General features: G+C 70.5%; 16 protein-coding genes. 8 read left to right on the top strand and 8 right to left on the bottom strand.

Going from position 1 to position 23,723, the window contains the following annotated elements; genetic code table 11:
• The first annotated feature begins 437 nt into the window (after nt 1–437).
• From AB0M35_RS14225 to AB0M35_RS14240, 4 genes are read left to right on the top strand one after another with little or no spacing between them, the layout of a single operon-like run.
• Nucleotides 438–1,319: a hypothetical protein gene (locus AB0M35_RS14225; protein WP_363745245.1), complete on the top strand. Its 882-nt coding sequence runs from the start codon at nt 438–440 to the stop codon at nt 1,317–1,319.
• A 49-nt stretch (nt 1,320–1,368) separates the two neighbouring features.
• Nucleotides 1,369–1,806 (top strand): ABA4-like family protein, encoded by a 438-nt coding sequence (locus AB0M35_RS14230; RefSeq protein ID WP_363745247.1) that lies wholly within the window; start codon nt 1,369–1,371, stop codon nt 1,804–1,806.
• A gap of 10 nt (nt 1,807–1,816) precedes the next feature.
• Complete coding sequence (locus AB0M35_RS14235; RefSeq protein WP_363745248.1) at nt 1,817–3,001, top strand: histidine kinase; 1,185 nt, start codon at nt 1,817–1,819, stop codon at nt 2,999–3,001.
• The gene (locus tag AB0M35_RS14240; RefSeq protein ID WP_363745249.1) at nt 2,998–3,624 is read left to right on the top strand and encodes a response regulator transcription factor; all 627 of its coding nucleotides are present in this window, start codon (nt 2,998–3,000) and stop codon (nt 3,622–3,624) included. Before AB0M35_RS14235 ends, AB0M35_RS14240 begins: the two co-directional genes overlap by 4 nt.
• Before the next feature lie 5 nt (nt 3,625–3,629).
• Here AB0M35_RS14240 and AB0M35_RS14245 read toward each other — a convergent pair whose 3' ends face one another.
• Nucleotides 3,630–4,127 (bottom strand): hypothetical protein, encoded by a 498-nt coding sequence (locus tag AB0M35_RS14245; RefSeq protein WP_363745251.1) that lies wholly within the window; start codon nt 4,125–4,127, stop codon nt 3,630–3,632.
• Nucleotides 4,117–5,919 (bottom strand): RyR domain-containing protein, encoded by a 1,803-nt coding sequence (locus tag AB0M35_RS14250; protein WP_363745253.1) that lies wholly within the window; start codon nt 5,917–5,919, stop codon nt 4,117–4,119. The genes AB0M35_RS14245 and AB0M35_RS14250 overlap by 11 nt, the downstream gene beginning before the upstream one ends.
• A gap of 313 nt (nt 5,920–6,232) precedes the next feature.
• Here AB0M35_RS14250 and AB0M35_RS14255 point away from each other — a divergent pair, with 313 nt between their 5' ends.
• On the top strand, nt 6,233–8,461 hold the full coding sequence (locus AB0M35_RS14255; protein ID WP_363745255.1) for an AAA family ATPase: 2,229 nt from the start codon (nt 6,233–6,235) through the stop codon (nt 8,459–8,461).
• Nucleotides 8,462–8,476: 15 nt separating this feature from the next.
• On the opposite strand, the gene AB0M35_RS14260 is transcribed toward AB0M35_RS14255, so the two are convergent.
• The 3 genes from AB0M35_RS14260 to fxsA are packed head-to-tail and all read right to left on the bottom strand — an operon-like array spanning nt 8,477 to nt 13,507.
• Nucleotides 8,477–9,466: a hypothetical protein gene (locus AB0M35_RS14260; RefSeq protein WP_363745257.1), complete on the bottom strand. Its 990-nt coding sequence runs from the start codon at nt 9,464–9,466 to the stop codon at nt 8,477–8,479.
• An 11-nt stretch (nt 9,467–9,477) separates the two neighbouring features.
• Complete coding sequence (gene fxsT, locus AB0M35_RS14265) at nt 9,478–13,329, bottom strand: FxSxx-COOH system tetratricopeptide repeat protein (RefSeq protein WP_363745259.1); 3,852 nt, start codon at nt 13,327–13,329, stop codon at nt 9,478–9,480.
• A complete protein-coding gene (fxsA, locus tag AB0M35_RS14270) occupies nt 13,316–13,507 on the bottom strand; it encodes an FxSxx-COOH cyclophane-containing RiPP peptide (RefSeq protein WP_363745261.1) in 192 nt (63 codons plus the stop codon). Before fxsA ends, fxsT begins: the two co-directional genes overlap by 14 nt.
• 270 nt (nt 13,508–13,777) lie before the next feature.
• Here fxsA and AB0M35_RS14275 point away from each other — a divergent pair, with 270 nt between their 5' ends.
• Genes AB0M35_RS14275 through AB0M35_RS14285 form a run of 3 tightly spaced genes read left to right on the top strand, consistent with a single transcriptional unit; the run spans nt 13,778 to nt 17,108 of the window.
• Nucleotides 13,778–14,977: an FxsB family cyclophane-forming radical SAM/SPASM peptide maturase gene (locus AB0M35_RS14275; protein WP_363745263.1), complete on the top strand. Its 1,200-nt coding sequence runs from the start codon at nt 13,778–13,780 to the stop codon at nt 14,975–14,977.
• On the top strand, nt 14,974–16,287 hold the full coding sequence (locus tag AB0M35_RS14280) for an HEXXH motif domain-containing protein (protein WP_363745265.1): 1,314 nt from the start codon (nt 14,974–14,976) through the stop codon (nt 16,285–16,287). Before AB0M35_RS14275 ends, AB0M35_RS14280 begins: the two co-directional genes overlap by 4 nt.
• Before the next feature lie 35 nt (nt 16,288–16,322).
• Nucleotides 16,323–17,108: a hypothetical protein gene (locus AB0M35_RS14285; RefSeq protein WP_363745267.1), complete on the top strand. Its 786-nt coding sequence runs from the start codon at nt 16,323–16,325 to the stop codon at nt 17,106–17,108.
• Nucleotides 17,109–17,253: 145 nt separating this feature from the next.
• Here the strand turns inward: AB0M35_RS14285 and AB0M35_RS14290 are convergent, their stop codons facing one another.
• The 3 genes from AB0M35_RS14290 to AB0M35_RS14300 all read right to left on the bottom strand — a co-directional run bounded on the left by AB0M35_RS14290 (nt 17,254) and on the right by AB0M35_RS14300 (nt 23,544).
• Nucleotides 17,254–18,696, bottom strand: coding sequence for a M28 family metallopeptidase (locus tag AB0M35_RS14290; RefSeq protein ID WP_363745269.1), 1,443 nt, complete (start codon nt 18,694–18,696; stop codon nt 17,254–17,256).
• Nucleotides 18,697–18,829: 133 nt separating this feature from the next.
• Entirely contained in the window at nt 18,830–20,929 is a 2,100-nt protein-coding gene (locus AB0M35_RS14295; RefSeq protein WP_363745271.1) for a UvrD-helicase domain-containing protein, read from the bottom strand.
• 77 nt (nt 20,930–21,006) lie between these two features.
• Complete coding sequence (locus tag AB0M35_RS14300; RefSeq protein WP_363745273.1) at nt 21,007–23,544, bottom strand: DUF262 domain-containing protein; 2,538 nt, start codon at nt 23,542–23,544, stop codon at nt 21,007–21,009.
• Between the last annotated feature and the right edge of the window lie 179 nt (nt 23,545–23,723).

The raw sequence follows: 23,723 nt of genomic DNA on the forward strand, positions 1-23,723 counted from the left end.
CGCCGCCTCACCCGAGGCCAACCAGCCACCCGCCAACAACGCCGCACCTACCACCAACAACCGACGTCATAGCCCCTTCTCAAACACCCTCTGAGGCTGGCCTGGACGCGCCAGGATTACGAGTCCGACGTTCCGCGACTGGTTGAGTCATTCAGTGGCGTCATCCAGCTGCAACGTCCTGATGGCATTGCAGTGGTGAACGAGCAGATCCCGTGGCGCTGACCGGCAACGACCGCAGTGGGCCTGGTCAGCGTCGCTCGCTGCCGGCCTCGCGGCAGTGCGGCGGCAACCGCCTCCTACCAGGGTAGGAGGCGGCGGTCAGACCCGTGGTCGTGGTTGGGGCCTGCGGTCGGGCGCGCTGCGGCACTACGCCGAACAGCATCGGAGGCATGACTGGTACCTGTCGACGCCAGGGGACGACCTGGCACCGTCCATTGATGGTTTTCGTCTGGGCGATGGCGGCCCTCGCCGTCGTCTCCGCCGTCGGCGTCGTCGTCGACGAGCGGGTCCTGACCGGTGCGCCGATCTGGCTCAAGCCGTTGAAGTTCGCGGTGTCCTTCGTGTTGTACGGCGTGACCCTGGCCTGGCTGCTCTCCCTGCTGCGCCGGCGCAGCAAAGTCGCGGAGTGGACGACCACCGTCATCGTCGCGCTGGGGGTGCTGGAGATGGCCATCATCGTCGGGCAGGTGTTGCGCGGCACGACCAGCCACTACAACGTGACAAGCCCGTTGAATGCGGTGCTGTGGCTGTTGATGGGTGCGGCGATCATGTTGCTGTCCGTGGCGCACCTCGTTCTCGCGGTGGCGGTGCTGCGGCAGCCGGTTGCGGACCGGGCCGGCCGGTACGCGATCGGGCTGGGGTTCGGGCTGGCGCTGCTCGGCATGCTGGTGGCGATCCCGATGGTGATGGCCGGTGACGGGTCGGCCGCCGAGGGGATCGCCGGGGCACACAGCGTGGGGGCGGTCGACGGTGGTCCCGGGTTGCCCCTGGTCGGTTGGAGCAGCACCGGCGGGGATCTGCGGATCGGCCATTTCGTGGGGCTGCACGCGATGCAGGTGTTGCCGGTCCTGGCAATCCTGCTCGGCCGGTTCGGCGGTGGCCGCCTCGACGGGGATGCCCGGGCGCGGCTGCTGGTCGTCGCGGGCGGCGCGTACGCCGGGTTGACGCTCCTGGTCACCTGGCAGGCGTTGCGGGGGCAGCCGCTGCTGCGGCCGGACGCGCTCACCCTGGGCGTCGCGGCGGCGCTGATGGTCGGCACCGTCGCCGCCGCGCTGGTGGTGGCTCGTGGCCGCAAATCCGAAGTGGCGCTGGCGGCGTGAGCGGGCGGAGCATCAGGTTCACCGTGTGCCGGTATGAAGGAGAGCAGACATGACCGAGGTGCTGTTCACGCTGACGTTCGCGGTGGCCGCGCCGTTCTGGGCGCTGATGATCCTGGCACCGAAGTGGTCGGTGACCGCCCGGATCATCGCCTCGCCGCTGATCGTGATCCCCGGCCTGGTGATCTACGCGTTGCTGGTGCTGCCCGCGCTCGGCGAGGTGCTGCCGGCCGTGGCGTCCCCGACCCTCGACGGGGTACGCGACCTGCTGGGCGGGGCGGACGGCGCGGCAGCAGGATGGGCACACATGATCGTGTTCGATCTGTTCGTCGGTCGGTGGGCGTGGCTGGACAGCCGGGAGCGGGGAGTGCCGTCGCTGGTGATGGCGCCGGTGCTGGTGTTGACGATCCTGCTCGGGCCGCTCGGCCTGGCCGCGTACCTGGCCATCCGGGGCAGGTGGACGCCGCGCCCGGCCGGTCCGGAGAGCTAGGGTGACCCGCGTGGGTTGGGTGGGACGCCTGTTCGACGCGCGGGACAGCTTCGCGCGGATGGTCCTGCTCGACCTCGCGGGTCTCGGCTACCTGATCTTCGGCCCGCTCGGTGGCAGTCGACCGCCCGCCACGCAGTGGGTCCTCGCGGTGATCGCGTTCTCGCTCGGCCTGGTGTTGCACCGCCGGCCCCTGATCAACCTGGTGGTGCAGACCGCGCTGCTGGCCGTGGCGATCCACCTGGTCGACGACACCACGATCAACCAGGTGGGGGCCAGTTGGGCGTTGCTCGAACTGACCATGCGGGCCGAGGCGACCCGGACGATCTGGCTGGCCGCCGCCGGGTTGGCGGCGGTCGCGCTGACCGACTCGATCGGCGAACCGCTGCCCCGGATCCTCGCCGGTGTGGTCGGGCTGCTGCTGGAGGTCGGCGTTCCGCTGCTGCTCGGCCTGGTCGTGCGGACGACCCGCGAGTTGACCACGCAGGCACAGCAGCGGGCGGCGGAGGAGCAGCGTCGCCGGGAGTCGGAGGCCCGCGCCGCCCGCGCCGACGAACGCAGCGCGATAGCCCGCGAACTGCACGACGTGGTGGCGCATCACGTGGCGTCGATGGTGCTGCGGGTCGGCGTGGCCCGGCATGTGTTCACGGACCTGGATCCGCGGGTGGGCGCGGTCTTCGACGACGTGCACGGCACCGGCACCGCGGCCCTGGCCGACCTGCGCCGGCTGGTCGCGGTGCTGCGCGACCCCGACACGGTACGCGGCGACGCGGCGCTGACCGCGATCGAGCCGGCGGCGCTGCCGGCCGCCCTGGGCGCGGCGGTGGATCGGGCCCGCCAGGCCGGGATCACCGTGGAGGCCGACATCGACCCGGCCATCGCCTCGATCGACGCGGTACGGGGTTTGGCGGTGCTGCGTCTGACCCAGGAGTCGCTGACCAACGTGGCCAAGCACGCCGGCCCGTCCGCCGTGGCCCGGCTGACCGTACGGATGCTCGACGACGCTGTGCACTGGGAGGTCGTGGACGACGGGCGTGGCCCGGTGTCGGCTGCGGTGCCGGGCGGCGGCGGTCACGGCATCCCGGGGATGCGGGAGCGGGTCGAGGTGCTCGGCGGCCGGTTGACGGCCGGACCGATCAAGGGTACGGGCTGGCAGGTCCGCACGGTCCTGCCCGCCGCTGCGGAAGGGGTGTCATGATCCGGGTGCTGCTGGTCGACGACCAGCACCTCATCCGCGCGGGCCTGCGGATGCTCTGCGAGTCCGCGCCCGACATCGAGGTCGTCGGTGAGGCCGACAACGGCCGCGAGGCGATCTCCCTGGCCACCCGGCTGCGGCCTGACGTGGTGGTGATGGACCTGCGGATGCCCGGTGTGGACGGGATCACCGCGACCACCCGCATCCTCGCCGATCGGCCCGCCACCCGGGTACTGGTGCTGACCACGTTCGGCGACGACGACCACCTCTATCCGGCCCTGACCGCCGGTGCCTGCGGGTTCCTGCTCAAGGACGCGCCCCCCACCGACCTGCTCGACGGCATCCGCCGGGCCTCGGCCGGGGACAACCCGTTCAGCCAGGAGGTGCTGCGGCGGCTGGTGCACCGGGCGGTGCACGCCCGCGCCGGGGCATCCGAACCGTTCGACGGGCTGACCGCCCGCGAACAGGCGGTGCTGGAGCTGGTCGCCGAGGGCCTGTCCAACGCGGAGATCGCCGATCGTCTGCACATCGGCGTCACCACCGTCAAGACCCACATCACCAGCCTGATGACCAAGACCGGCAGCCCGAACCGGGTGCGCCTGGCGCTGTTCGCCCACGGGGTCTGAGGCCGTCAGGCGCGGCGGGCCTGGGCGGGCCACAGGATGGTGGTCGGGATGCCGCGCTGCCGGGCCGCCTCGACGGTCCGGTCCGTCGAGGCCGCGTGGCAGCCCGGTGACCCGTCCCAGACCGCGACCAGCCACTGCACCCGGCTCAACAGTTCCTGGTTGGCGGCCACGTAGGCGGCGGTGTCGGAGTGGTGGTGCCCGGTGTGGATGATTCCGCTGGCCCGCCCCAGCAACTCGTCGAAGTCGGCCCGACTCGCGGCGGTGATCGTGTCGCGGTAGTCCAGGGCGGGCAGGATCACCTCGTACGTGCCGCCGGTGGCGAGGACCACCCGCGCGAAGATCTGGTCGGTGCCGTCGGCCAGGCAGGTGACGCCGTGTACCGGCCGGTCGCTGAGGCGGCCCAGTTCGACCCGCAGCGCGTCGGCGATCGGCCGCTCGCTGCCGGGTGCCAGGTGGATGTGGCCCGCGATGCCGACGCGCAGCGGGCTGTTCTCAGCGGCCATCGGCTGCTCCCGGCCGTGGTGCGGGCACCGTGCTGGTCAGCCGGATCAGTTCGAACCCGCTGTCGGACAGCACATCCGGCAGGGCCCGGATCTCCTCACGGTTCTGCTCCTGCACGGCGGGGCTCAATTCGTCCCACGGTCGCAGTTCGGGATGCCGCTGGCGGACGTCGTCACGCGGCTCACCGTACGTCCAGCCTTCCGCGCGCCGTTCCCGGCACCACCGTTCGTGTTCGAGACGGGCCAACTGCTCGATGCGGTCGGTGATGGCCTGGCCCGCCGCCGAGGCGTCCCCGGTGTGCCCGTGCCGGGGTGCCACGACGCAGCCGAGGTTGAGTAGCTTGGCGGCGATGTCCTGGACGTGGCTGCGGTTGGCGCGGCGCAGTGACTCGGGCAGCCGGGACCAGTCCACCATCGCGGGGGCTTCGCCGAGGCGTACCCCGGCGCGCTGCCGGGCGTGCAGGTACCGCTCGTGGATCTGTTGGGCCAGCCGCTCGGTGAGGTCCTCGGCGATCAGTCGGGCCTCGCAGGCGTGGGTCAGCACCGGGTAGAGGCACAGCTTGCCGTGGACCTCGTCGAGCAGGTCGTGGCGGGAGTCGCCGTGAAAGGCGGCGGCGAGCGCGGCCTGCCGGTAGACCGGCACGAAGACGGTGCTGCGGGTGCCCTGCCAGAGCGCGGGGGTGTCCAACGCGAACTGCAGGCCGCTGTCCTCTTCCCGCAGGCAGATGTAGATGCGGTCGTAGCCGCCGACGGCGAACTGCGCCAACCCGGTCAGCCCGTCGATGTCCAGGTCGTGCGTCGTCACCCGGCAGACGGTACGCAGGAACGGGTAGCGGGCCGCCACGAGTGCGAGTTCGGCGCTGGCGTCCGGGGCGACCAGGTCCACCCGCAGCGGTGCTCCGGCCGGGTCCGCCCGGGTGCGCTGGGCTCGCCAGTGTCGGACCGTCTCGACCAGCAGGGCGCGACGGAAGCTGCCGTTGCCGACGATGAGCACGGTCGTGGTCCGGCCCCGGGCCGGTCGCAGCGGGTGGTGTCGGTGCAGCGCGCGGGCGGCGATGTCGTCGACGTGGAAGTAGTCCAGGCGCAGCCGACTGGAACCGGCGGCGCCGAGCCGCCGCGCCTGCAACGACAGGCACATCTCCGGATCGTGAACCTGGACGTAGACGCGCGGCGGATTGCGTCGGTCGTGGATCAGGCGACTGGCGGTGTTGGCGATCGCGTGGTTCAGGTCGTCGTCGTGGGTGCAGGCGTAGATGGTGTGTGCCCTGGGCAGACCGGCGCCGCGCAGCACCTCGATGCTGGTGGGGTCGCCGATCACCCCGAGGTACCGACGTCGGCGGTACTCCAGCGGACCGAACGGTTCGGAGCGCACCACGACCACCCGTTCACCGTCGGCGAAGAGTCGGTCGGCGAGCATGTGGGCGAACTGGGAGTCGCCGCAGACCAGCACGTGGCCGCTGGCCCGCCGGGCCCGCCACCGGCGGATCTCGGCGGCCAGCAGCAGGCGGGCCGCCTCGGCCACGGCGAGCAGGGTGAACATTGGGGCGACGAACCGGGCGACCTGCAACTGCCACGGGTAGGGGCCGGGTTCCTCGAAGGGTTCGGCGCTGAGGAAGAACAGTTGCAGCGCGTAGTAGAGCACGTCGTAGGAATCGTGGATGGCTTCCGGGCGTACCGTGCGCAGCCGGTCGAACCCGAGGTAGCCGAGGACCAGGGCGACCACCCCGATGACTCCGAACACCACCCGCAGCCACCAGACGGACGGCCGGGCAAAGCCGGAGGCCGGGTACATCATCGAGCGGTGTCCTCCTTCGGAGGGCCGTGCGCACGGGAACCGGCCGGTCGGGGCCGCCCCGGTCGGCATCGCGGCCACCGGACTGCGCCCATGGGCCAATGGTATTGGACGCAGTCGATCACGAGGGCGTTCGGCGGACCCGCCGATCGGGTCTTTTTTGCAGGTGAGCCCCATCTGCGCCCGGTTGAGGGTCCGCCTGGATGGCTACCGACGGCTACGATTTGAGGACGTTCCGGTGGCGGCGTACGGGGAAACCGACCTCCGGCGTGGGACTGCCTGGTGCCCAGACCAGAGCTACCGGAGGATCAGGGCAATGGACGCAATCGAAGATCCGGCGGCGGTCGACCCGGTGAATCCGTTCTCCCCGACAGCAGTGGCCCGAGTGACCGAGGGCGGCGCGCTCGCCACCACCGTGGTCACGGTGGCCATCCGCGACGCGCTCGCCCACCTCGACAACTACCTGCGCACCGGCAACGGCGGAACGGTCGCCGTGGTGGGTGACTACGGCACCGGCAAGACGCACCTCGCGGCCGAGCTGCTGGCTCATGCCCGGCGAAGCACCACGGGGGCGGGTCAGGCCGTGTACCTCGACGCGCCGGCCGACACGTTCCTGTCGCTGAGTCGAGGGTTCCTGGGCCGGCTGTCCCGCGAGGCGGTACGCGCCCTGGTCGACGACTACCGGGCGGAGTCGGCCGGTGCCGCGACGCCACCCGCCGCAGAGCGGGTGACACCGGAGCGGGAGCGCACGGCACCCGACGATGAGCGCACACCGTCCGGTACGGGGCTGCTCGCCGAGCGGTTGCGGGCCGAGTTGGCCGAGGTCACCACCGACCCGTCCTTCGGTACGGTCCTGGCGATGCTGACCGATCCGGCCACCGAGGCGCCGGCCTGGGACTGGCTGATGGGTTACCCGCCGGGGCCGGCCCTGACGAGCGTCGGTGTCGTCGCGCGGACGGATGTGGAGTCCGGCGCGGTGGAGACGATGGGCGTGCTGGCGCTGCTGTACGCGCGCCGACACGAACGGTTCGTCCTGGTGCTCGACGAGCTGGACAAGATCCTGTCCGCGGCCGGGCGGCCGGACGACGAGACGTTGGCCCGGTTCTCCCGGATGATCGGCGTCTTCGCGTCGGCCGGAGCGTTGCTGGTGATCGCCGGTCTGCCCGAGTTGCTGCACCTGCTGACTCCGCAGGTACGCCAACGGATCGGGCCGATCGTGCGGATGTCCGCGCTCAACGCGCAGGACGTACGCGACTTCATCCGGCAGAGCCAGCTGCGGGCGTTCGGCCAGGCGAGGCTGTCACCTTTCACGGTGGAGACCACCGAATACCTGACCAACCTGACCGACGGTGTGCCACGGCGACTGATCCGGTTGTGCTACCACCTCTACCAGCGTGCGGTGCAGGACGGCACGCCGGTCACCCACCGGATGGTCCGGGAGGCCGTGCGGATCCAGTTCGACCTGGCCAGCCGGCAGGACGTCGCGGCCGACGTGCGGCGGGTGCTCACCCAGGAGGGCTGGTCGTACCAGCGGGACCATCTGATCGGTTCGCTGCGGGATCTGCCGGTCGACTTCTGGGTGCCGCTGGACGAGCAGGGCGCCGGCTGTTGTGTGCTGCTGACCGAGTCGGTGCTCAAGTCCGAGGAGGTCGACGAGCTCAACCGTCGGGTGGTGGCGATCCGGGCGGCGGTGCCGGACAGCGAGGTCATCCTGGTCGTCGTCGGGCACCTGCCGGCGGAGTTCGCCGCGGACCTCACCGAGACGTTCAGTGTGGAGCCGATCGTCCACGATCCACAGACCTTCGCCGAGGATCTGTCCGGCAGCGTCAAGGCGTCGATGCGTCGGCTGGAGCAGGCGCTCGGCGCGGACGCGTTGACCTCGGTACGGCAGCGGGTCGAGCGTATCCAGCGTCAACAGACCAACGCTCAGCGCTCACTGGAACGGCTGTCGTACCAGCTGGACGAGATTCGGGGTGACCTACGTCCGGATTCCCGAGGGCCGGCGCAGCGGAGCACGTCGGCGACGACGCACCCGGCCGAGGCGGGGCTCGCCAGTCCGCTGCCGGGCCGGGTGGCCCGGGTCTTCGTGGAGGCGGTGCAGGCGCTGGATCAGCTCACCGGTTTCGAACGCCACCTGCGGGACGCGTTCACCCCGTCCCGGCCGGAGCCTGCACGCCGCTCCGGTGAGGCGGCGCCGCTGCTGCGTTCGGGCCTGCGCTCGCGCGACGTGCAGCGGGCGCTGGGTACGGCCCTGGTGTTGCGACGGCTGATCGAGGCGTTCCGCGAGGGTGTCGAACAGTGGTACGTCAACCACCGGCATGCCCCCCATCCGGCCGACCTGCAACGGCTGGACCGGCTCTGCGAGACCTACGACGGGATCGCCGAATACCTGCCGTTGTTCCAACTGGACCTGCTCGACGATCTGGCGCTGCCCGACGGCGGCGCCACGGTCGAGCCAGCGGACCGGTCCCTGAGCTGGTCGGAGGCGAGGTCGATGTTCGACGGCCTCAGTGGGCAGGTACGCCGGCAGGTGGTCGACGGCTGACCAGCCGGCAACGGGCTAGGTGCGGGCCTGGAAGAGCTGCCCGCCCACCTTCCACATGGCCTGGTCGGCGTGGCTGACCCAGTCCTGGTCGAGGCACACACCGAAGATGTACTCGTCCGGGGCGAGCAGGTAGTAGTAGACGGCGCCGATCTCCAGGTCGAGCACCAGCCGCTCGACCTCACCGGTGATCGCCCGCCGGAGGTCCCGGCTGACCTGCAGGGCCAGCAACGACAGGTCCCGGGCCAAACGCTCATAGCCGGTACGCCGGTCGATCACGGTGGCGCCCCGGTTGAAGAACTGTTCGAGATCCGGGTGCCGCAGGATGTCGACCGCCGTCACCTGCTCACCCAACCGGTGGTGGCTGAGATAGTGCAGGCCGGCGGGGTGCAGGGCCCGGGCGAGGACTGCGTCGCCGTCGTCCGCACCGGTCAGGTAGGGCGCGATGTCGCCGCCCGACGACGACTGGTCGTACGCCTCGGTCAGCCAGCCGCCCGGATTTTGCGACGGCTGTCGCACCAGCCCCCGCAGGTCGGTGGCGAGTTTCGCGGCGCCCTGGTCGCTCTGACTGGCGGTAGCCGGGTTGACCACCGCGTCGATGGTCGGCGGTGTCCTCGCGAAGCCCACCACGTGTTCCCCGCCGACGGTGGCGTTGCAGAAGACGTAGTCGACCCGGGTCTGCACGGCCAGCCGTACCAGCCCGCCGCACTGCAAATGCCAGACCCGCCGGCTGAGCTCGGCGGCGCGGTAGGCCAGTTGGGCGCCCACCCGGCGGTGGGCCTCACGGCGCTGCGCCAGATCGGTGTCGGCGCGACCGGGCGGCGCCGATTCGTGCGCCAACAGGTCCAGCGAGAAGTCGAGCACGCCGCCGGTGTAGTGCGCGATGTAGTAGACCGCCGGGTCGGCGAGGAGCAGCTGCCGGCACAGGTCCCGCTTCTTGCGGAACCCCGGCACGTCCTGCTCGGCGGACTCCTCCACCACCGCATCGATCAGCTGCGGGTCGGTCACCTGGTCACTCCTCAGCTTCTCGGCACGTCGATGTCGGTGTCGGTCAGCGCGGTCACACCTGCGTCCTCCGTGCCGTCCCGCCGGGCGACGATCGCGGCGAGGTTGGCGGCGGCGTCGCCGGTGCAGGGGTGCCGCCGGCCGAGGAAACGCAGGCTGGTCAGGTGTGTCTCCTGCTGCAGGCGTACGGCGTCGGCCAGCTCGCCATGGGCGGCCAGGTGACCGGCCTGGGCCGTCGCGGCGGTCAGTGTCCACGGGTGGGCGTCGCCGAGCCGGGCCCGCAGGGTACGCATGCCCCGCTCCCCGTCGCGGATGGCGTGGTCGTACTCGCCGGTGCCCCGGTGGCAGATGCCGAGGTTGACCGAGCAGACCGCGGTGAACGGGTGGCCGGTCTCCAGCGTCCGCTCGTAGCCACGGAGGCAGCGCATGGCGTGTTCGACCGCGATTCCGGCGTCCCCGGCCCGGTAGTAGTCGATGGCCATGCTGAGCAGGCTGGACCGGGTGAGCGGATGATCTTCCCCGAACCGGTCCCGGTAGCCGCGGAACGTCTCGATGCTGCGCTTCTTCGCGGCGAGGGTCAGCCCGAGGCGTCGTTCGGTGACCGCGAGGCTGCGGTTGACCTGTAGTTCGTCGAGCTGGTTGGCCGACCGCAGCTCGTGCACCCGTTCCAGGGTCCCCCGCAGGGTGGCCAGCGACAGCTCGTACTCGCCGCTCTCCCGTTCCAGCGTGCCCACCAGGCACGAGGCCCGCCACGTCGCCGGCTCGTCCGGCCCGAAGAGGGTCATCCACCGGTCGAACAACTGGTGCGCCAGGCGCAGTGCTTCTCGCGCGTCGCCGGTCAACTGGAAGGAGATGGCGAGGTTGTTGATCGCCATCCGGGTGTTCGGATGGTCGCCACCGAGGACCTCCTGATAGGCGGCGAGGGTGGCCTGGTCCTCCACCAGGGCGTCCTCGAAGCGGCCGAGACCACGCAGGTCACCGCCGCGACCCCGGCCCGCGATGAGGGTCCGGAAGTGCCGTAGTCCGTACCGGCGGCGCTGCTCGCTGAGCACCTGCTCGTCGAGGCGCAGGGCCTCCTGCGGTCTGCCCAGCACCCGGTGCAGGTTCGCGGTCTGCACGAACAGGCGCATGGTCAGCTGGTCGAAGTCGCCGTCGGCCGTCCATTGGTCACAGGCCTGCTGCGCCAGGCGGACAGCGGACTGCCAGGCGTCGCTGTCGCCGAAGTAGAACAGGTAGCGGACCTGCTTGACCACCCAGTGCCGCACCCGCGCGTCGTCGGTGGTCAACGCCCCGGACGGCACGAGATGGCGTTGCAGTTCCTCGAACATCGGCAGGTAACGCCGGTCGTCGGCCTCCGGGTCGGTCGGCGCGTAACCGGCCAGCCCGTGCAGGACCTGACGGTGTCGTTCGCGCCGCTGCGGCTCGGGTATCGACTCCCGGATCAGGACCTGGATGGCCCGGTGCATCCGCAGCGCGGCACCCCGCCCCCAGTCGATGTCGAACAGGGCGAACCGGGCACCCACGGCCAGCACCAGGTCGATCTCCCCGGCGGCGAGCAGCAACTCCTGCGGGTCGGCCTCGGCTGCCGCGGCGAGCTGGACCAGCATCGGCGTGGACCGCAGCAGCGGCAGGCCGATCCCCTCCGGGGAGAGGAACGCGGCGACCTCGGCGACCCGCGTCGCCAACGCCCCGAACTCGGTGTCCCGCAGGGTGGCCAGGGTGTTGTCCAGCACCCGTGCGACGGTGGAGGTACGCGATCCGGGGATCCGTTCGGTCGGCTCCTCGGCGCCCGGCTGACTCAGCCAGGACAGCAGCTCCTCGACGCATCGGCTGACCGCCACCAGGTTGGGCACGCCCTCGCGTTCGAGGGCCCGGGTGCGCTCACGGATCCAGGCGGTGGCCAGCCGCAGGGCCAGCGGCAGATGATCGACCGCGGCAGCGATGGCCCGGGCGTCCTTGGCGCTGATGCCGAGCATCCGCCGCAGCATGGTGACGCTCTCGTCGCCGCTGAACGCCGCCACCTCCAGCGGCGCGGGCAGATTCGACGATCCGTCGTCGCGGGAGGTGAACAGGATGTGACCGGCGCCGGGGCGGGGCAGCAGGCCGGCCAGCACCTCGGCGTCGTCGGCGTTGTCGTAGATCAGCAGCCAGCGGGCGATGGTGCCGCGCGGCGCCGACAGGGCGGCCACCGCCGCTTCCGCCGCACCGACGCTGTCCACCACGTTGATCTCCTGGGCCAGCTCACCCAGGGCCGCCTGCACCGTCTCCCGGTCCTGCGCCGGTATCCACCAGACCACGTCGTAGTCGTAGGCGAAACGGTGGGCGAACTCGCGGGCGATCTCGCTCTTGCCGACGCCGGCCCCGCCGGTGAGGGTCACCGGCCCGCCCCCGTCGGTGAGCTGGTCGCGCAGCCGTTCCAGGTATTCGCTGCGCCCGACGAAGGACTCGTTGCGCGGCGGCAGGTTGGAGCGCAGCCGCCGGTCCGTCTCGGCCGGGTAGCGCGACGCGGAGCGCAGGTCGCCGGTGGGCTGGGTGGGTGCGATGAGACCCAGCCGGCTCAGCAGCAGGGGTTGGGCCCGGGCCGCGTCGACCTCACGCAGGTCGATGATCCGGCTGGGATCCAGTTGTTTCGGTGGCTGGCCGCCGGTCAGCACACCGAACACCTCGATGTCGGTGCCGGGTGCGGTCGCCAGGCCGGCGCCGAGCACCCGGACCACATTCGGGGAGAGCAGGGCCAGCACGGTGGCGTCCGTCTCGTACGCCGGTGCGGCGCCGGCCCGCAGCGCGTGCGGGTGGACGTGGACGTTGGCCCGCCGCAGTTGCCCGGCGATCCAGTCGGCGTACGGCCGGTCCGCCGGCTCGTACAGCACGTGGATCTCGTCCGCGCTCTCCGCCCGTTCCAGCAGCACACCCCGGCGGTAGCGGCGGCGGATCCGCTCGGGCACCTCGGCCACCCGGGTCACCGCGCCACCGCTGATCCAGGAGGCCATCTGTTCGTACGCCGACAGCAGGCTGCTCGGCTCGCCGGGGGTGTCGGCCAGCACGGCCAGCACGTCGTCGTAGGTGTCGTAGGTCGGCTCGGGCACCTCCACGATCTCGATGGATGAGTTCGGTGCACCGGCGGACTCGTCGAGCAGCTTCGCGAACGCCTTGCGGGCCGAGTCGCGGGCCTCGCCGTACCACGGTTGGCTGACGTCGCGCAGGGTGGGCGCGGCGAGGATCCGGATGCCGCCGGTGGCCTGCCGTTGCAGCTGGTCGGCGAGGTCGGCGGCCTCCTGCAAGGCCGGGCGGCGAGGTGGAATCGAGACCACGGCGACGTCGCTGAGCATCGCGGCGTAGCTGACGCCCGGCATGGTCAGATCCACCGGGGTGTCGATCAGGACGTAGTCGTAGCCGGCCTGCCGCAGCAACTGCCGGGCCCCCACCGGGTCGGCCTTGGGTAGGCCGTCGACCTCGAGGCTCACCCCGACCAGGGCGAAACCGAAGCTCGTGCCGGGAATGGCGTACCGGTAGAGGACACCTTGCTCGGGCGCGGGCGGCGTGCCCAGCGCCGAGGTGCGGTGGGCGGGTACGTCCGGGTGCGGGCTGGTCAGCGCGGCCAGCTCCGCGCCGAGCACCCCGGCGCTGACGACGGCGTCGACCCGGAAGGAGCGCAGGTAGTCGTAGACCCGGGGGGTTTTCGTGCACCAGTCGACGGCGAGGACGCGCTTGCCGTTCGAGGCGAGGATCCAGGCGATGTTGGCCACCGCGCTGCTGCGCCCGGAGTTGCTGCTGCTGGGCGACATGAAGGACACGATGGTGCAGTGCCCCGCCGGCTCGCTCACGCCCACGGCGGCCGGGCCGGCCTGCTGGTCAGTCGTCGCCATCGAGCGCACTGTCCCAGCCTGCGTACTGGTCACCGGCGGCGGCGCTGCGACGTTGCAGGCGGTGCAGCGCGGCCAGCAGGACCTGGCTGGGCACGCCCTCCAGGGCGGCCAGGTCCACATCGGTGAGATCGATCAGATCGGAGCGCCACACGTCCTCCCCGATGTCCAACCCGATCACCGCCTGTCTGCATATCGCACAATGATCGCGTCGCCTCGAAGCCGGACATAGATCGTTGGCCAGATCCGCTGCGTACGCCCATGATAACGGTACGGTGTCGACCCTACGGGGGTCCGCCCCGCCACCCACAGCCGACGACGGTGGACCATCTCGGACGGCATTGTTCGCCGCCCATCGATGCATCGGCTCCCCGGTCAACGTCGCTCATCAATGTATGCTGGTCGGTGTCGACGGCGGCCCACCGGCCGCCGCCAGTTCGTGGAGCCCCTGATGCCCGGATCCGACGAGGACCACCGGCCAGCCGGTGATTCGGCCGTCCGCCGTGCCCCGCCCGTCGCCCTCCGCCAGTTCGTGCTCAAGCTGCACAGCCGCTGCGACCTGGCCTGCGACCACTGCTACGTCTACACGATGGCCGACCAGCGCTGGCGGGACCTGCCCCGGACGATGTCGCCCCCGGTGCTTGCGGCGGCCGCGCGCCGCATCGGCGAACATGCCCGCGCGCACCGGCTCGACGTCGTCTCCGTCGTCCTGCACGGTGGCGAACCGCTGCTCGCCGGGCCGACACGGATCGAGAGCGCCGTGTCGGCCATCCGACAGGGCGTGGCGCCGGTGCCGACCCGGATCACGGTGCAGACCAACGGCATCCGGCTGGACGAGGCGTACCTGCGGCTGTTCGATCGGCTCGACGTGCGGATCAGCCTCAGCCTCGACGGCGACCGGAACGCCCACGACCGGCATCGGCGCGGCCCCGACGGGCGGGGCAGCCACGACCGGGTCGACGCGGCGATACACCGGCTCACCACCGGCTACCCGCACCTGTTCAACGGTCTGCTGTGCACCGTCGACCTGCGCAACGACCCGGTCACCACATACCGCAGCCTGCTGGCGCACCGGCCGCCGACGATGGACTTCCTGCTGCCGCACGGCACCTGGAGCACTCCCCCACCCGGGCGGGTGGCGCAGCCCCGACCGACCCCGTACGCGGACTGGTTGATCACGGTCTTCGAGCACTGGTACCACGCGCCCGGAGCACCCGTACGGATCCGTTTCTTCGACGAGATCATCCAGGTGCTGCTCGGTGGCACCTCCCGACTGGCCGGGGTGGGCACCAGTCCCGTCGCGGTGGCGGTGGTGCAGACCGACGGTGCGATCGAGATGGACGACACGCTCGCCGCCGCACACGCCGGCGCCGCACACACCGGGCTGCACGTGCTGCGGGACCGGTTCGACGACGCACTCGACGTGGCGGCGGTACGCGCGCAGCAGGCCGGGCTGGCAGCCCTCTGTGACACCTGCCAGGCCTGCGACCTGCGCCAGGTGTGCGGCGGCGGGCTGCGTACCCACCGCTACCGCGCCGACACCGGCTTCGACAACCCGTCGGTCTACTGCCCCGACCTGTACGCCCTGATCAGCCACATCGGGCGTACCGTGCGGCGCGATCTCACGGTGCTGTCCGGAGCGGCCCGGTGATCCCCACGGCACATCGGCTGCCCAGGGCGGTCCTCGACGAGTTGGCCGCCGGGCGCGGCGGCGCGGATGCCGTGGCCCGGTTACGGGCCGCCCAACACAGCAAGTCGGTGCTGCTGGTACGCGCGATCATCCTGCTGCTGCGCGAGCGGGGACATCCCGACCGGGCGGCGATCGAGGCCGCGTACCGGCTGCTGGCCGGGCTCCGGCCCGAGCAGCGAGCCGGGGCGCTCGGGCATCCGCCGGTCGCCGCCTGGGCGTTCGGCACCGTGGCACTGCTCGGCGGGGCCGGTGCGGCACAGGCGTATCCCGGCCTGCTGGCGGCGGTGGCGGCCACCGCAGCCGTACGCACCGCAACGGACACCGACCTGGACGTGCCGCTCGCGGCCGGCGCGGCCGGTCGGTTGGATCTGCCCGGTCTCGGTACGGCGGCGCTGCCGGTCTCCGCCACCCGCGCCCGGATCCGGGTCGCTCGCGGACACGCCTGGGCGTACGGCGCGGGAGAGCGGATCGACATCGGCGCCGGCTCGACCGACCCGCGCTGGCAGCCGGTGCCCCGGCTGGAGTTGGCGCACCACGGGCTGCGGTTGTCCCTGCTGCTGGACACCCGCAGTTGGCGGCATGTGCCCGGCATCGGCACCGGCCACCGGATCGGCGGTGAGTTGACCGCCGCCTGGCGGTCGCGCCTGGACGAGGCGTGGCACCTCCTGGTCGAGCACCATCGGCCGGTCGCCGAGGAGGTCTCCGGCGCGCTACGCGCGCTGGTGCCACTCCCCTCGCCCCGCGCCGGCAGCCGCAGCGGCACCTTCCACCACGCCTTCGGGTCGGTGGCCATGTCCCTACCGCCGGACGCCCGATCCGCCGCCGTCGTGCTGGCCCACGAGATCCAGCACGCCAAACTGGCCGCGCTGAACGACATGTTCGCCCTGCTGGAACCGGGGCCGGCGGACCTGTTCTACGCGCCGTGGCGCACCGATCCCCGGCCGTTGGACGGCCTGCTGCACGGCGCGTACGCCCATCTGGGTGTGGCGGGGTTCTGGCGCCGGCAGGTGCGGGTGACCGCCGCCGGTGCGGCCCGGTACCGCGCCGAGGTCGAGTTCGCGCGGTGGAGCAGGGCCGCCGACGACACCGTACGGCTGCTGGCCGCGCAGCGGCGGCTGAGCCCGGTGGGCCGGCAACTGGTCGACGGCATGGCCGGCGTGCTCGCCCGCTGGGCGGTCGAACCGGTCAGCGCGCAGGCCACCGAGCGGGCCCGACGGCTGCTCGACGAGCACCGCAACCGGTGGGATCGACGCCGGACCCCGACCGGCTGACAACTCGTATCGCTGGACTCCACTACGCTGTGTCCATGGGGGAGGGTAACGAACAGCCGGCGCGCCGTGAGTGTTTCGTGATCGCACCGATCGGTCCTGAGGGCTCGGACATCCGCAAACGCAGCGACCAGATCCTCAAACACGTCATCCGCCCGGTGGTCGAGGAGCGGGGTTACGTCGCGGTACGTGGCGACGAGATCGAGCGCGCCGGTCTGATCACCTCGCAGGTGCTGGATCGGATCATCCAGAACGACCTGGTCATCGCCGACCTCACCGACCAGAATCCCAACGTCTTCTACGAGTTGGCCGTCCGGCACGCGCTGCGCAAGCCGTTCGTGCAGCTGCTGGCCAAGGGCCAACAGCTGCCCTTCGACGTGCACGGCATGCGGGTGATCCTGGTCGACCACACCGACCTGGACAGCGTGCACAACGCCAAGGACCAGCTCGGTCGGGCGATCGACGCCTTCGGTGAGGCCGCCGACGTCGTCACCCCGATGTCGGTCGCCCTCACCCTGCAGGAGTTGCGTGGGTCGGCCAGCCCGCGTGAGGCGGGTCTGTCGCAGATCATCGAGACGTTGCCGCAGATGATGGACATCCTCCAGGACGTGCAGCGGCACCTGGGCACGGGCGGCCTCAGCGAGGGGGCGGGCGACGACGACCACCGCCGGCTGCGCACCCTGGTCGAGTCGCTGGCCGCGCGGGGCGGGGTGACCGCCGACGAGTTGACCGGGCTGCTCGGCGGCGGCAGCAGCCGGTTCGAGCGCTGGGTCGAGGCCCTCATCCAGCGGGTCGACCGACCTCCCGGTCACCGGCCCCGCTGAGCCGGCACGGCGGCACGCTGCCACCGCAGCCGATCAGGGGCGTACGCCGGTGTGGCGGTTGACGGGCGCGTGAGGCGCCGATCCCGCCCGCCGCCGTCGGAGACGGACGGGATCGAAAGCGCTCGGAGCCCCGGCGCGGCTGTCGTCAGCGGGGGAACGCCACCGGGCTGCGGTATCCGTCCCGGCTGACGGCGCGTACGCCGAAGAAGACATTGTCCTTGGACAGGTCGACGGTCGCGGTGGTGACGTCACCCACCTCGATGACGTGGGTCCAGTCCGGTTCGGTCGTCTCCCGCCAGAGCACCTCGTAGCCGGCCAGGTCCTCCTCCGTGCCCCGCTGCCAGCTCAGCGTCGTGTCGTTGGTGAGGGAGTTGGTGGCCATCCTCGCGTTCTTCGGAGTGCCGGGTCCCTGGGCCAGCGACCAGATCGTCGCCCCGTTGACCCGGGCGACGCGGGTGATGTACTGGAAGTCGCAGAACTCGGGCAGATCGCCGTACTGCTTGCCGTCCACCACGCGGACATCCTGGTGCTGATGCGCGAAGTCCTCGTTCGGCTCGGTGAACCGGCCCGCCGGCCAGCCCTCCTGCAGGAAGGGAATGTGGTCGCTGCCGCGCAGGTAGCGGTCCCGCCGGTAGATCACGCGGACCTGCATGCCGGTGATGCTGTGCGGGTTGACGTCGGTGACGAAGCGGGCGAGCTGACGGGACGCTCCGTCGTTCTCACCGCCGGTCGACAGCCGGGTGTTCGCCTGTTGCGGCGTCTCGGAGGTCGGCACACCCTCGGCGAAAAGCCGTACGGTGCGCTTGTCCCGGGTGCCGTCGTCGGCGGTGCTGCTCCCGACGATGTCGTTGCTGAACATGCCCTGGATGTCGACCCCGGCGGCCTTGAGCTGCTTGGCCATGTAGGTCGAGCCGTAGAGGCCCTGCTCCTCCCCCGCGACCGCGGCGAAGATGATGGTGGCCTTTGTGCGCCGGGTGGCCAGCACCCGGGCAAGCTCCATGACCACCGCCACGCCGGAGGCGTCGTCGTCGGCGCCCGGCGCGTCGCTGACGGCGTCGTTGACGTTGCTGGCCCGGGAGTCGTAGTGCCCGGTGATGACATACACCCGGTTCGGGTCGGTGTCACCGTGCAGGGTGGCGATCACGTTGGTGATCTGGGTCGGTACCGGAATCCGGGAGGCCCGTTCCTGAAGGTAGGACTGAAGCTCGACGGTCATCCGGCCACCGGAGGCCGCAGCGTAGCCGAGCATCTCCTGGTAGATCCAGTCCCGGGCCGCGCCGATGCCACGCTCCGGGTCGGTCTGGCTGGACAGGGTGTGTCGGGTCCCGAACGCGGCCAGCCGCCGCACAATGGCCTCGATGCGCGCCTCGTCGACCTCGGCGAGGATCCGCTTCAGCTCGTTGTCGGGTTGCTGGGGCTTGGCCGGTTTGCCTGGTCCGTCGATGCGGTGCGCACCGGGGGCCGCTGCGGCCGGGGCGCCGATCAGCGGTACGGCCACGGTCGCTGCGGCGGTGGTGGCGGACGCGGTCAGGAAGGTGCGGCGGGTGGACCTTGTGGGTTCCGCGCCGGGTTGCGGTGAGGATCTCATGTGATGATCGTGACCATCGACCGGGAAGACTGTCTATATTCAAGTGTCGAAAACAGCAACGCCAGACCCCGATCTTGATGAGTTTGCGCTCGAATCGAGTCGATGCCGACTCGGAGGTCGACCAAGAATGTGTTCAGGTGGCGGCGAAGGACAGGAACGGGCTGGGTGCGCCGCTCCAGGAGACGTGCAGAGCTTCCCGGGCTCGGGTGCTCGCCACGAAGAGCAGACACCGCTCCCGGAGCAGGTCGGACTCATGTTGCAGCGGGTCCACGTCGGGCGGCGTGACCTCCTTGGCGAAGGGAACCGTCTTCGCGGTGACGCCGACAATGGCGACACACCGGAACTCCAGGCCCTTCATCGCGTGCATGGTGGCCAGCCGTACGCCGTCGACATCGGCGCCCGGCTGGTCGCGCACCCGGACCGAGGGGATCCCGGCGGCGGACAGTTCGTCCTGCACGCTGCTCAGGGTGGTGTTGAACCGGGCGCAGACCGCGATCTCGCTGTGCCCGACACCCTGGTCGCGCCACTCCCCGACCCGCTTGACCAGCGCGCTGATCTCGGCCTGCGCCGAGGGGTACCCCTGCGTGGTGGGCCGCCTGCCGTGCAACAGGGACCGGTAGCCGGTCAGGCTGTCCTCGCCGTCGCCGCCGAGATCCTCGACCGACGAGCCGACGAGCACCTTGGTAGACCAGGTGAGGATCTCCTCGGTACTGCGGTAGTTGATCCGGAGCCGGCTGCTGCGACCGGTGACGGAAATCCCGAGGGCGTTCAACGAGACCCGTGAGTCGTAGATGCGTTGGTGCGGGTCACCGGTGACGAACAGGTCGTCGGGGCCGGGCGGCACGACGGCGCGCAGCACCCGCCACTGCGCCGGGTGCAGGTCCTGTGCCTCGTCGACCACCACATGCCGGTAGCCGTGCTCGGCCAGGTCGGCGTCGCCGAGCAGGTCCGCCGCGCGAGCGCAGATCTGTAGGTGGGTGGCGGTGCCGGCGGCCGACAGCTCCTTGGAGAACAGCTCCACGGCGTCCCACACCCGGTCGCGCTGCCGTGGGCCGAGCGCTGTCCCTCGGCCGCGCCGGCCGGCCGCACGGTACGCCTCCCGGTCGCGGATGTCCTGGGCTAGGACGACGTGCCGGTACTCCTGGGCCAGGAACTGCTCGGTGAAGGGCAGCGTCAGCTTGCGGCACACCCGCCGCCAGACCTGCCGTTCGTCGGCATCCCCGATCGGCATCGGTACCCGACCGGCGAGAGCGCGCACGGTCCGGTTGGCGACGGCGTTGACGGTGGTCACCCCCACCCGCGTCAGTTGCTGCTCGTCGCCGAGCAGCAGCGCCAGGTTCTCCCGCAGACTCGCGGCCAGGGCGTTGGTGTACGTGGTGAGCAGCACCCGACCCTCGGGCGTACGGGAGAGCAGGTGTTTGACCCGGTGTAGTGCCGCCACCGTCTTCCCGGTGCCCGGCCCGCCGGTCACCTGCGCCGAACCGGTGTACGAGATGCGGTACGCGACCCGCCGCTGCGACGGATGCAGGAAGACCCGCCACGCGGCGAACGGCTTGTCGAGGATCTCGGAGAGTTCGTCCGGGCTGGTCACCAGGGTAATCCGGCTGGCGGTGTTCGCGATCGCGATCTCCAGGCTGTCGCCGGACGCCGCTGCGGCATCCGCCGGCCGTCGCTCGATCATCACGTCGCGGTAGACCTCGTCCGGAGTGAAGCCCTCGGCGAGATACTGCAACACCTCGAACTGGTCCTCGGGCAGCAGAGTGCCGAACGCCTCCAACTGCGGCTTGTCGACGATCGTGCGGACCGCCCGCAACACCTGGTCGTCGATGCCGAGGTCACGCAGCACGGTGTCGGAGTGCTTGGCGAACAACAGGCGCGGTGCCCGCGCGGCAGCTTGCTCCAGCGCCGGGGTGAGCTGCTCGATGGCGACGACGTTGCGGACCTCCAACGCCCGCGTCGCGCTGTTGACCGTGTAGAGCCGCTTCGCGGCCCAGGTGTACGCGTCGTCATGCGGGACCACGTTGATCAGCAGGAAGGTGTCGCTACCGTCGTCGGGTGCGAGCACCACGCCGCGCCAGAAGTCGGTGATCCGGATGGTCCGCATCCGCGGATCACGGGCGTTGTGCACCGACTCCAGATGCAGCCCCTTGTCGGCGTGCAACTCGGCTACGGTGAGCTGCTGGAACTTCTCCATCGCCTTGCGTACACCGGCCTTGACCGGCTTCTCCAGCACGTCGAAGCTTTGCCAGAACGTGTTGGCGAAGGCGAGCTACGGCACGGCAAACCTCCCGGTTGCTGGAGCGATGGCAGCTAGATATGACGGTCTAGGGTGGGGGCGGTCGCCAAGTCGTAGAACCAGCGGAGATGATCGAACAGTGCCTCCCGGGCCTCGGCGTCCGCAAGGACCGTGAGGGGGAACCCGGGGCGGAGGGTAATCTTGGCGGCGGCGATGTCGACGTCGGGTAGCTGGTTCAGCCGTTGGCGCAGCTCTTCGCGCAGGGTGGCGTCGTCAAACGGCGCACGAACGCTCAGGTGTTGGAACACCACCTCGAACTTGCCGCTCGGGTAGATCGCCGCCGGCCAGATGTTGCCCAATTCGTGATCCTTGCCGCGCGCCATCAGGAAGCAGGAGGTTTCCCCCGCGCTGCCGTACAGCAGGGTGCCGCCCATCGTGGTCCACGCATCGAGCACCACGTGCACAGCGGTCGCGATCGTGGGGCCCTGTAGTGCGGTGAGCTGCTCGATGAACCGGGCGGCGTAGTCGACGTTCCCAGCCGGCCGCTGTCGTGGCAGCCGTTCGGGCAGGTCCTCTGGTGTCACGCCGGCAAGCTGTGCCAGCTCCTCGGTGCCGATGCGTTGGGCCTGGTCGGCTCGGCCGTGTTCGTCGAACTTCACGCCCTCCGCGCTGAGCAGCTCACGCGGATCGTCGGCCCGGCTCGGGTCAGGCCATCGAAAGTTGGCTGCTACCAGGCCATCAGCTTGCAGGACCCGATGAGCGTTCGGGGCCGGGTGTCTGGCCAGTCGAGTGCCCACCGGTAGCGGTGCCGTGCCGATGAGTGCGGCGATGTCGCCGTACGTGGTCCAGGATCCGGCGGGTAGTTCGGCAAGTGCCTTGTTCATCAGGCCCCATAGCGCATCCAACTGCTCGGGTGCCTGCTCAGTGGGGCTGGGCCAAAGGGTGACGATGCGCTCGGCGAGTGCATCGGCTCGGGCGTGGATCTCGTTACGACCCCACCGTTCCTGTCGGGCGATCTCCTGGTTCAGTTTGATGCCGCTGCGCTCCAGGTCCACCCGCTTGAGCACGAAGGACTTGTTGCCGAGTTCGGAGTTGTAGCCGGTGAGGGTCAGATTTCCGAGCGTGTGCACGAGGGCTTCGTACGCCTCTACGAAGTTCTCGTCCGGGCCGAGGTCGGCGGCCAGCATCTGCCGCCACTCGGGGGTCGGGGTTTGCGGCAGGACATGCTCGATGGTCAGGGAATCCGGCTTCACCGGCTCCTTACTACCAAACGACTCCTCCAGCCACTGGAGGATCAACTTGCGTTGGTGTGCCCGGCCGTTGAGGTAGAACGGGATCGATCGCACGGCGGCCCGCACGCTGGCGTCGCTGGCATAGTGCTTGCGGCCCGTCGACAGGTACGCCCGGACCGCATCGTCAACTGGCAGTTCCTGGCTCATCTCGGTGACGATGCCGAGCAGGATCCGGTTGATGTTCGCGGTGGCGCGGCCGATCAGCAGACGCCGGACGAAGAAGCTCTCGACATACCGCATGGCCGAGGCGACCTGCTCCGAGGTTGCCGTGCCCCGCTCACGGCGGTCGAGCAGGTGCAGCAGCAGTGGATAGACGGTGGTCGTGCCCCAGACGCGCAGCCGCTCCAGTCGCTGCCGTACGGCCGGGTGCTTCTCCTGCGAGGGGTGGAGGATGACCCGCAGTAACGCGCCGAGTTGACTGAACCGTCGGACCTCCGCCTCGATCTCCTCTTCGGAGCGCAGCCTGTTCAGCCGGGCCTGTTGGGCGGCGTAGACGTCGGTCTGCTTGACCCGCGGGTCGCGGTGCACCAGGTCTAGCCAGAACAGCAGCACCAGATCGTCGGGCTCCAGATGCTCCTGCAACGGCAGCCACAGGGTCTGGTAGACGGTCTCACCTCGGGTGGGCAGGCGCATGAACAGGTAGTTGCGCAGCAGGTCGGCCTGGGACAGACGCAAGCCGGTGTTGTTGAGCGACTCGAAGATCCGGTAGACGTTGTCACCGGCCTGCGCGGTCACCGACACCAGGGCCAGGCCGGAAATGACGGCGTTCTCGATCCGCTCGATATCCAGCGGATCGTCGGGGTCGTCGGCGGCGGCCAGTTGCGCGCCGAAGAAGCGGTACGCCTCACCGATCGGGTCGGCGCCGCCGGCCTGCGGAGTCGAGTCAACACATGCCAGATAGGCGGCCCGGTTGGCCTGGGTGGGGACCAGCTTCAGCCGCTGCGATTCCGCCCTGAACGGGTTGACCAGGTACTGCATGTGGATTCGATCGTGGTGCTCCGGGCCGTCGTGTTTGGTGCGGTGGTCGCGAATCGCGCAGAGCAGGATGGTCAGGGTGGTGAGTCGTTGCTGCCCATCCACCACCAGGTACTCGGCGACCCCGGCGGGTCCGATGTTCGGGCTGGGGGCAAGCACGAGCGAGCCGATGAAATGTGTCGCTTTCGGGTCGTCGATCTGGTCGTCGGCCAGCTTGCGGATGTCGTCCCACAGTCGCGTCAGCTGCGCCTTTGACCACGAGTAGGTGCGCTGGTAGAGCGGCACCTGATACTGCTTCGCGCCTTCCAGCAGCTCCCGCAGAATCGTCTCATGCGCCGCAACCATGCAACCGGCTCCTCGCTGTGATCTGGTCTTGAGTCCGGCAAGACAACCAGAGCAGCGGCGGGCCAGGCAACCCGAGAAAGGGACGAAAGCCCATTTGCCGATCCGCCAGCATGTCGGATGCCCGACATAGGACTATCAACTCCTCCATTCGCTCGAAATGCCGTGCGCCGTTCAGAGGC

Source organism: Micromonospora sp. NPDC051196, assembly GCF_040682415.1.
Taxonomy (GTDB): Bacteria; Actinomycetota; Actinomycetes; order Mycobacteriales; family Micromonosporaceae; genus Micromonospora.

Excerpts from the sequence above, each read along its gene's own strand:
- AB0M35_RS14225 (WP_363745245.1), top strand. The coding sequence starts at position 438 with ATGGTTTTCGTCTGGGCGATGGCGGCCCTCGCCGTCGTCTCCGCCGTC.
- AB0M35_RS14230 (WP_363745247.1), top strand. The coding sequence starts at position 1,369 with ATGACCGAGGTGCTGTTCACGCTGACGTTCGCGGTGGCCGCGCCGTTC.
- AB0M35_RS14240 (WP_363745249.1), top strand. The coding sequence starts at position 2,998 with ATGATCCGGGTGCTGCTGGTCGACGACCAGCACCTCATCCGCGCGGGC.
- AB0M35_RS14245 (WP_363745251.1), bottom strand. The coding sequence starts at position 4,127 with ATGGCCGCTGAGAACAGCCCGCTGCGCGTCGGCATCGCGGGCCACATC.
- AB0M35_RS14250 (WP_363745253.1), bottom strand. The coding sequence starts at position 5,919 with ATGATGTACCCGGCCTCCGGCTTTGCCCGGCCGTCCGTCTGGTGGCTG.
- AB0M35_RS14255 (WP_363745255.1), top strand. The coding sequence starts at position 6,233 with ATGGACGCAATCGAAGATCCGGCGGCGGTCGACCCGGTGAATCCGTTC.
- fxsT (WP_363745259.1), bottom strand. The coding sequence starts at position 13,329 with ATGGCGACGACTGACCAGCAGGCCGGCCCGGCCGCCGTGGGCGTGAGC.
- AB0M35_RS14275 (WP_363745263.1), top strand. The coding sequence starts at position 13,778 with ATGCCCGGATCCGACGAGGACCACCGGCCAGCCGGTGATTCGGCCGTC.
- AB0M35_RS14285 (WP_363745267.1), top strand. The coding sequence starts at position 16,323 with ATGGGGGAGGGTAACGAACAGCCGGCGCGCCGTGAGTGTTTCGTGATC.
- AB0M35_RS14290 (WP_363745269.1), bottom strand. The coding sequence starts at position 18,696 with ATGAGATCCTCACCGCAACCCGGCGCGGAACCCACAAGGTCCACCCGC.
- AB0M35_RS14300 (WP_363745273.1), bottom strand. The coding sequence starts at position 23,544 with ATGGTTGCGGCGCATGAGACGATTCTGCGGGAGCTGCTGGAAGGCGCG.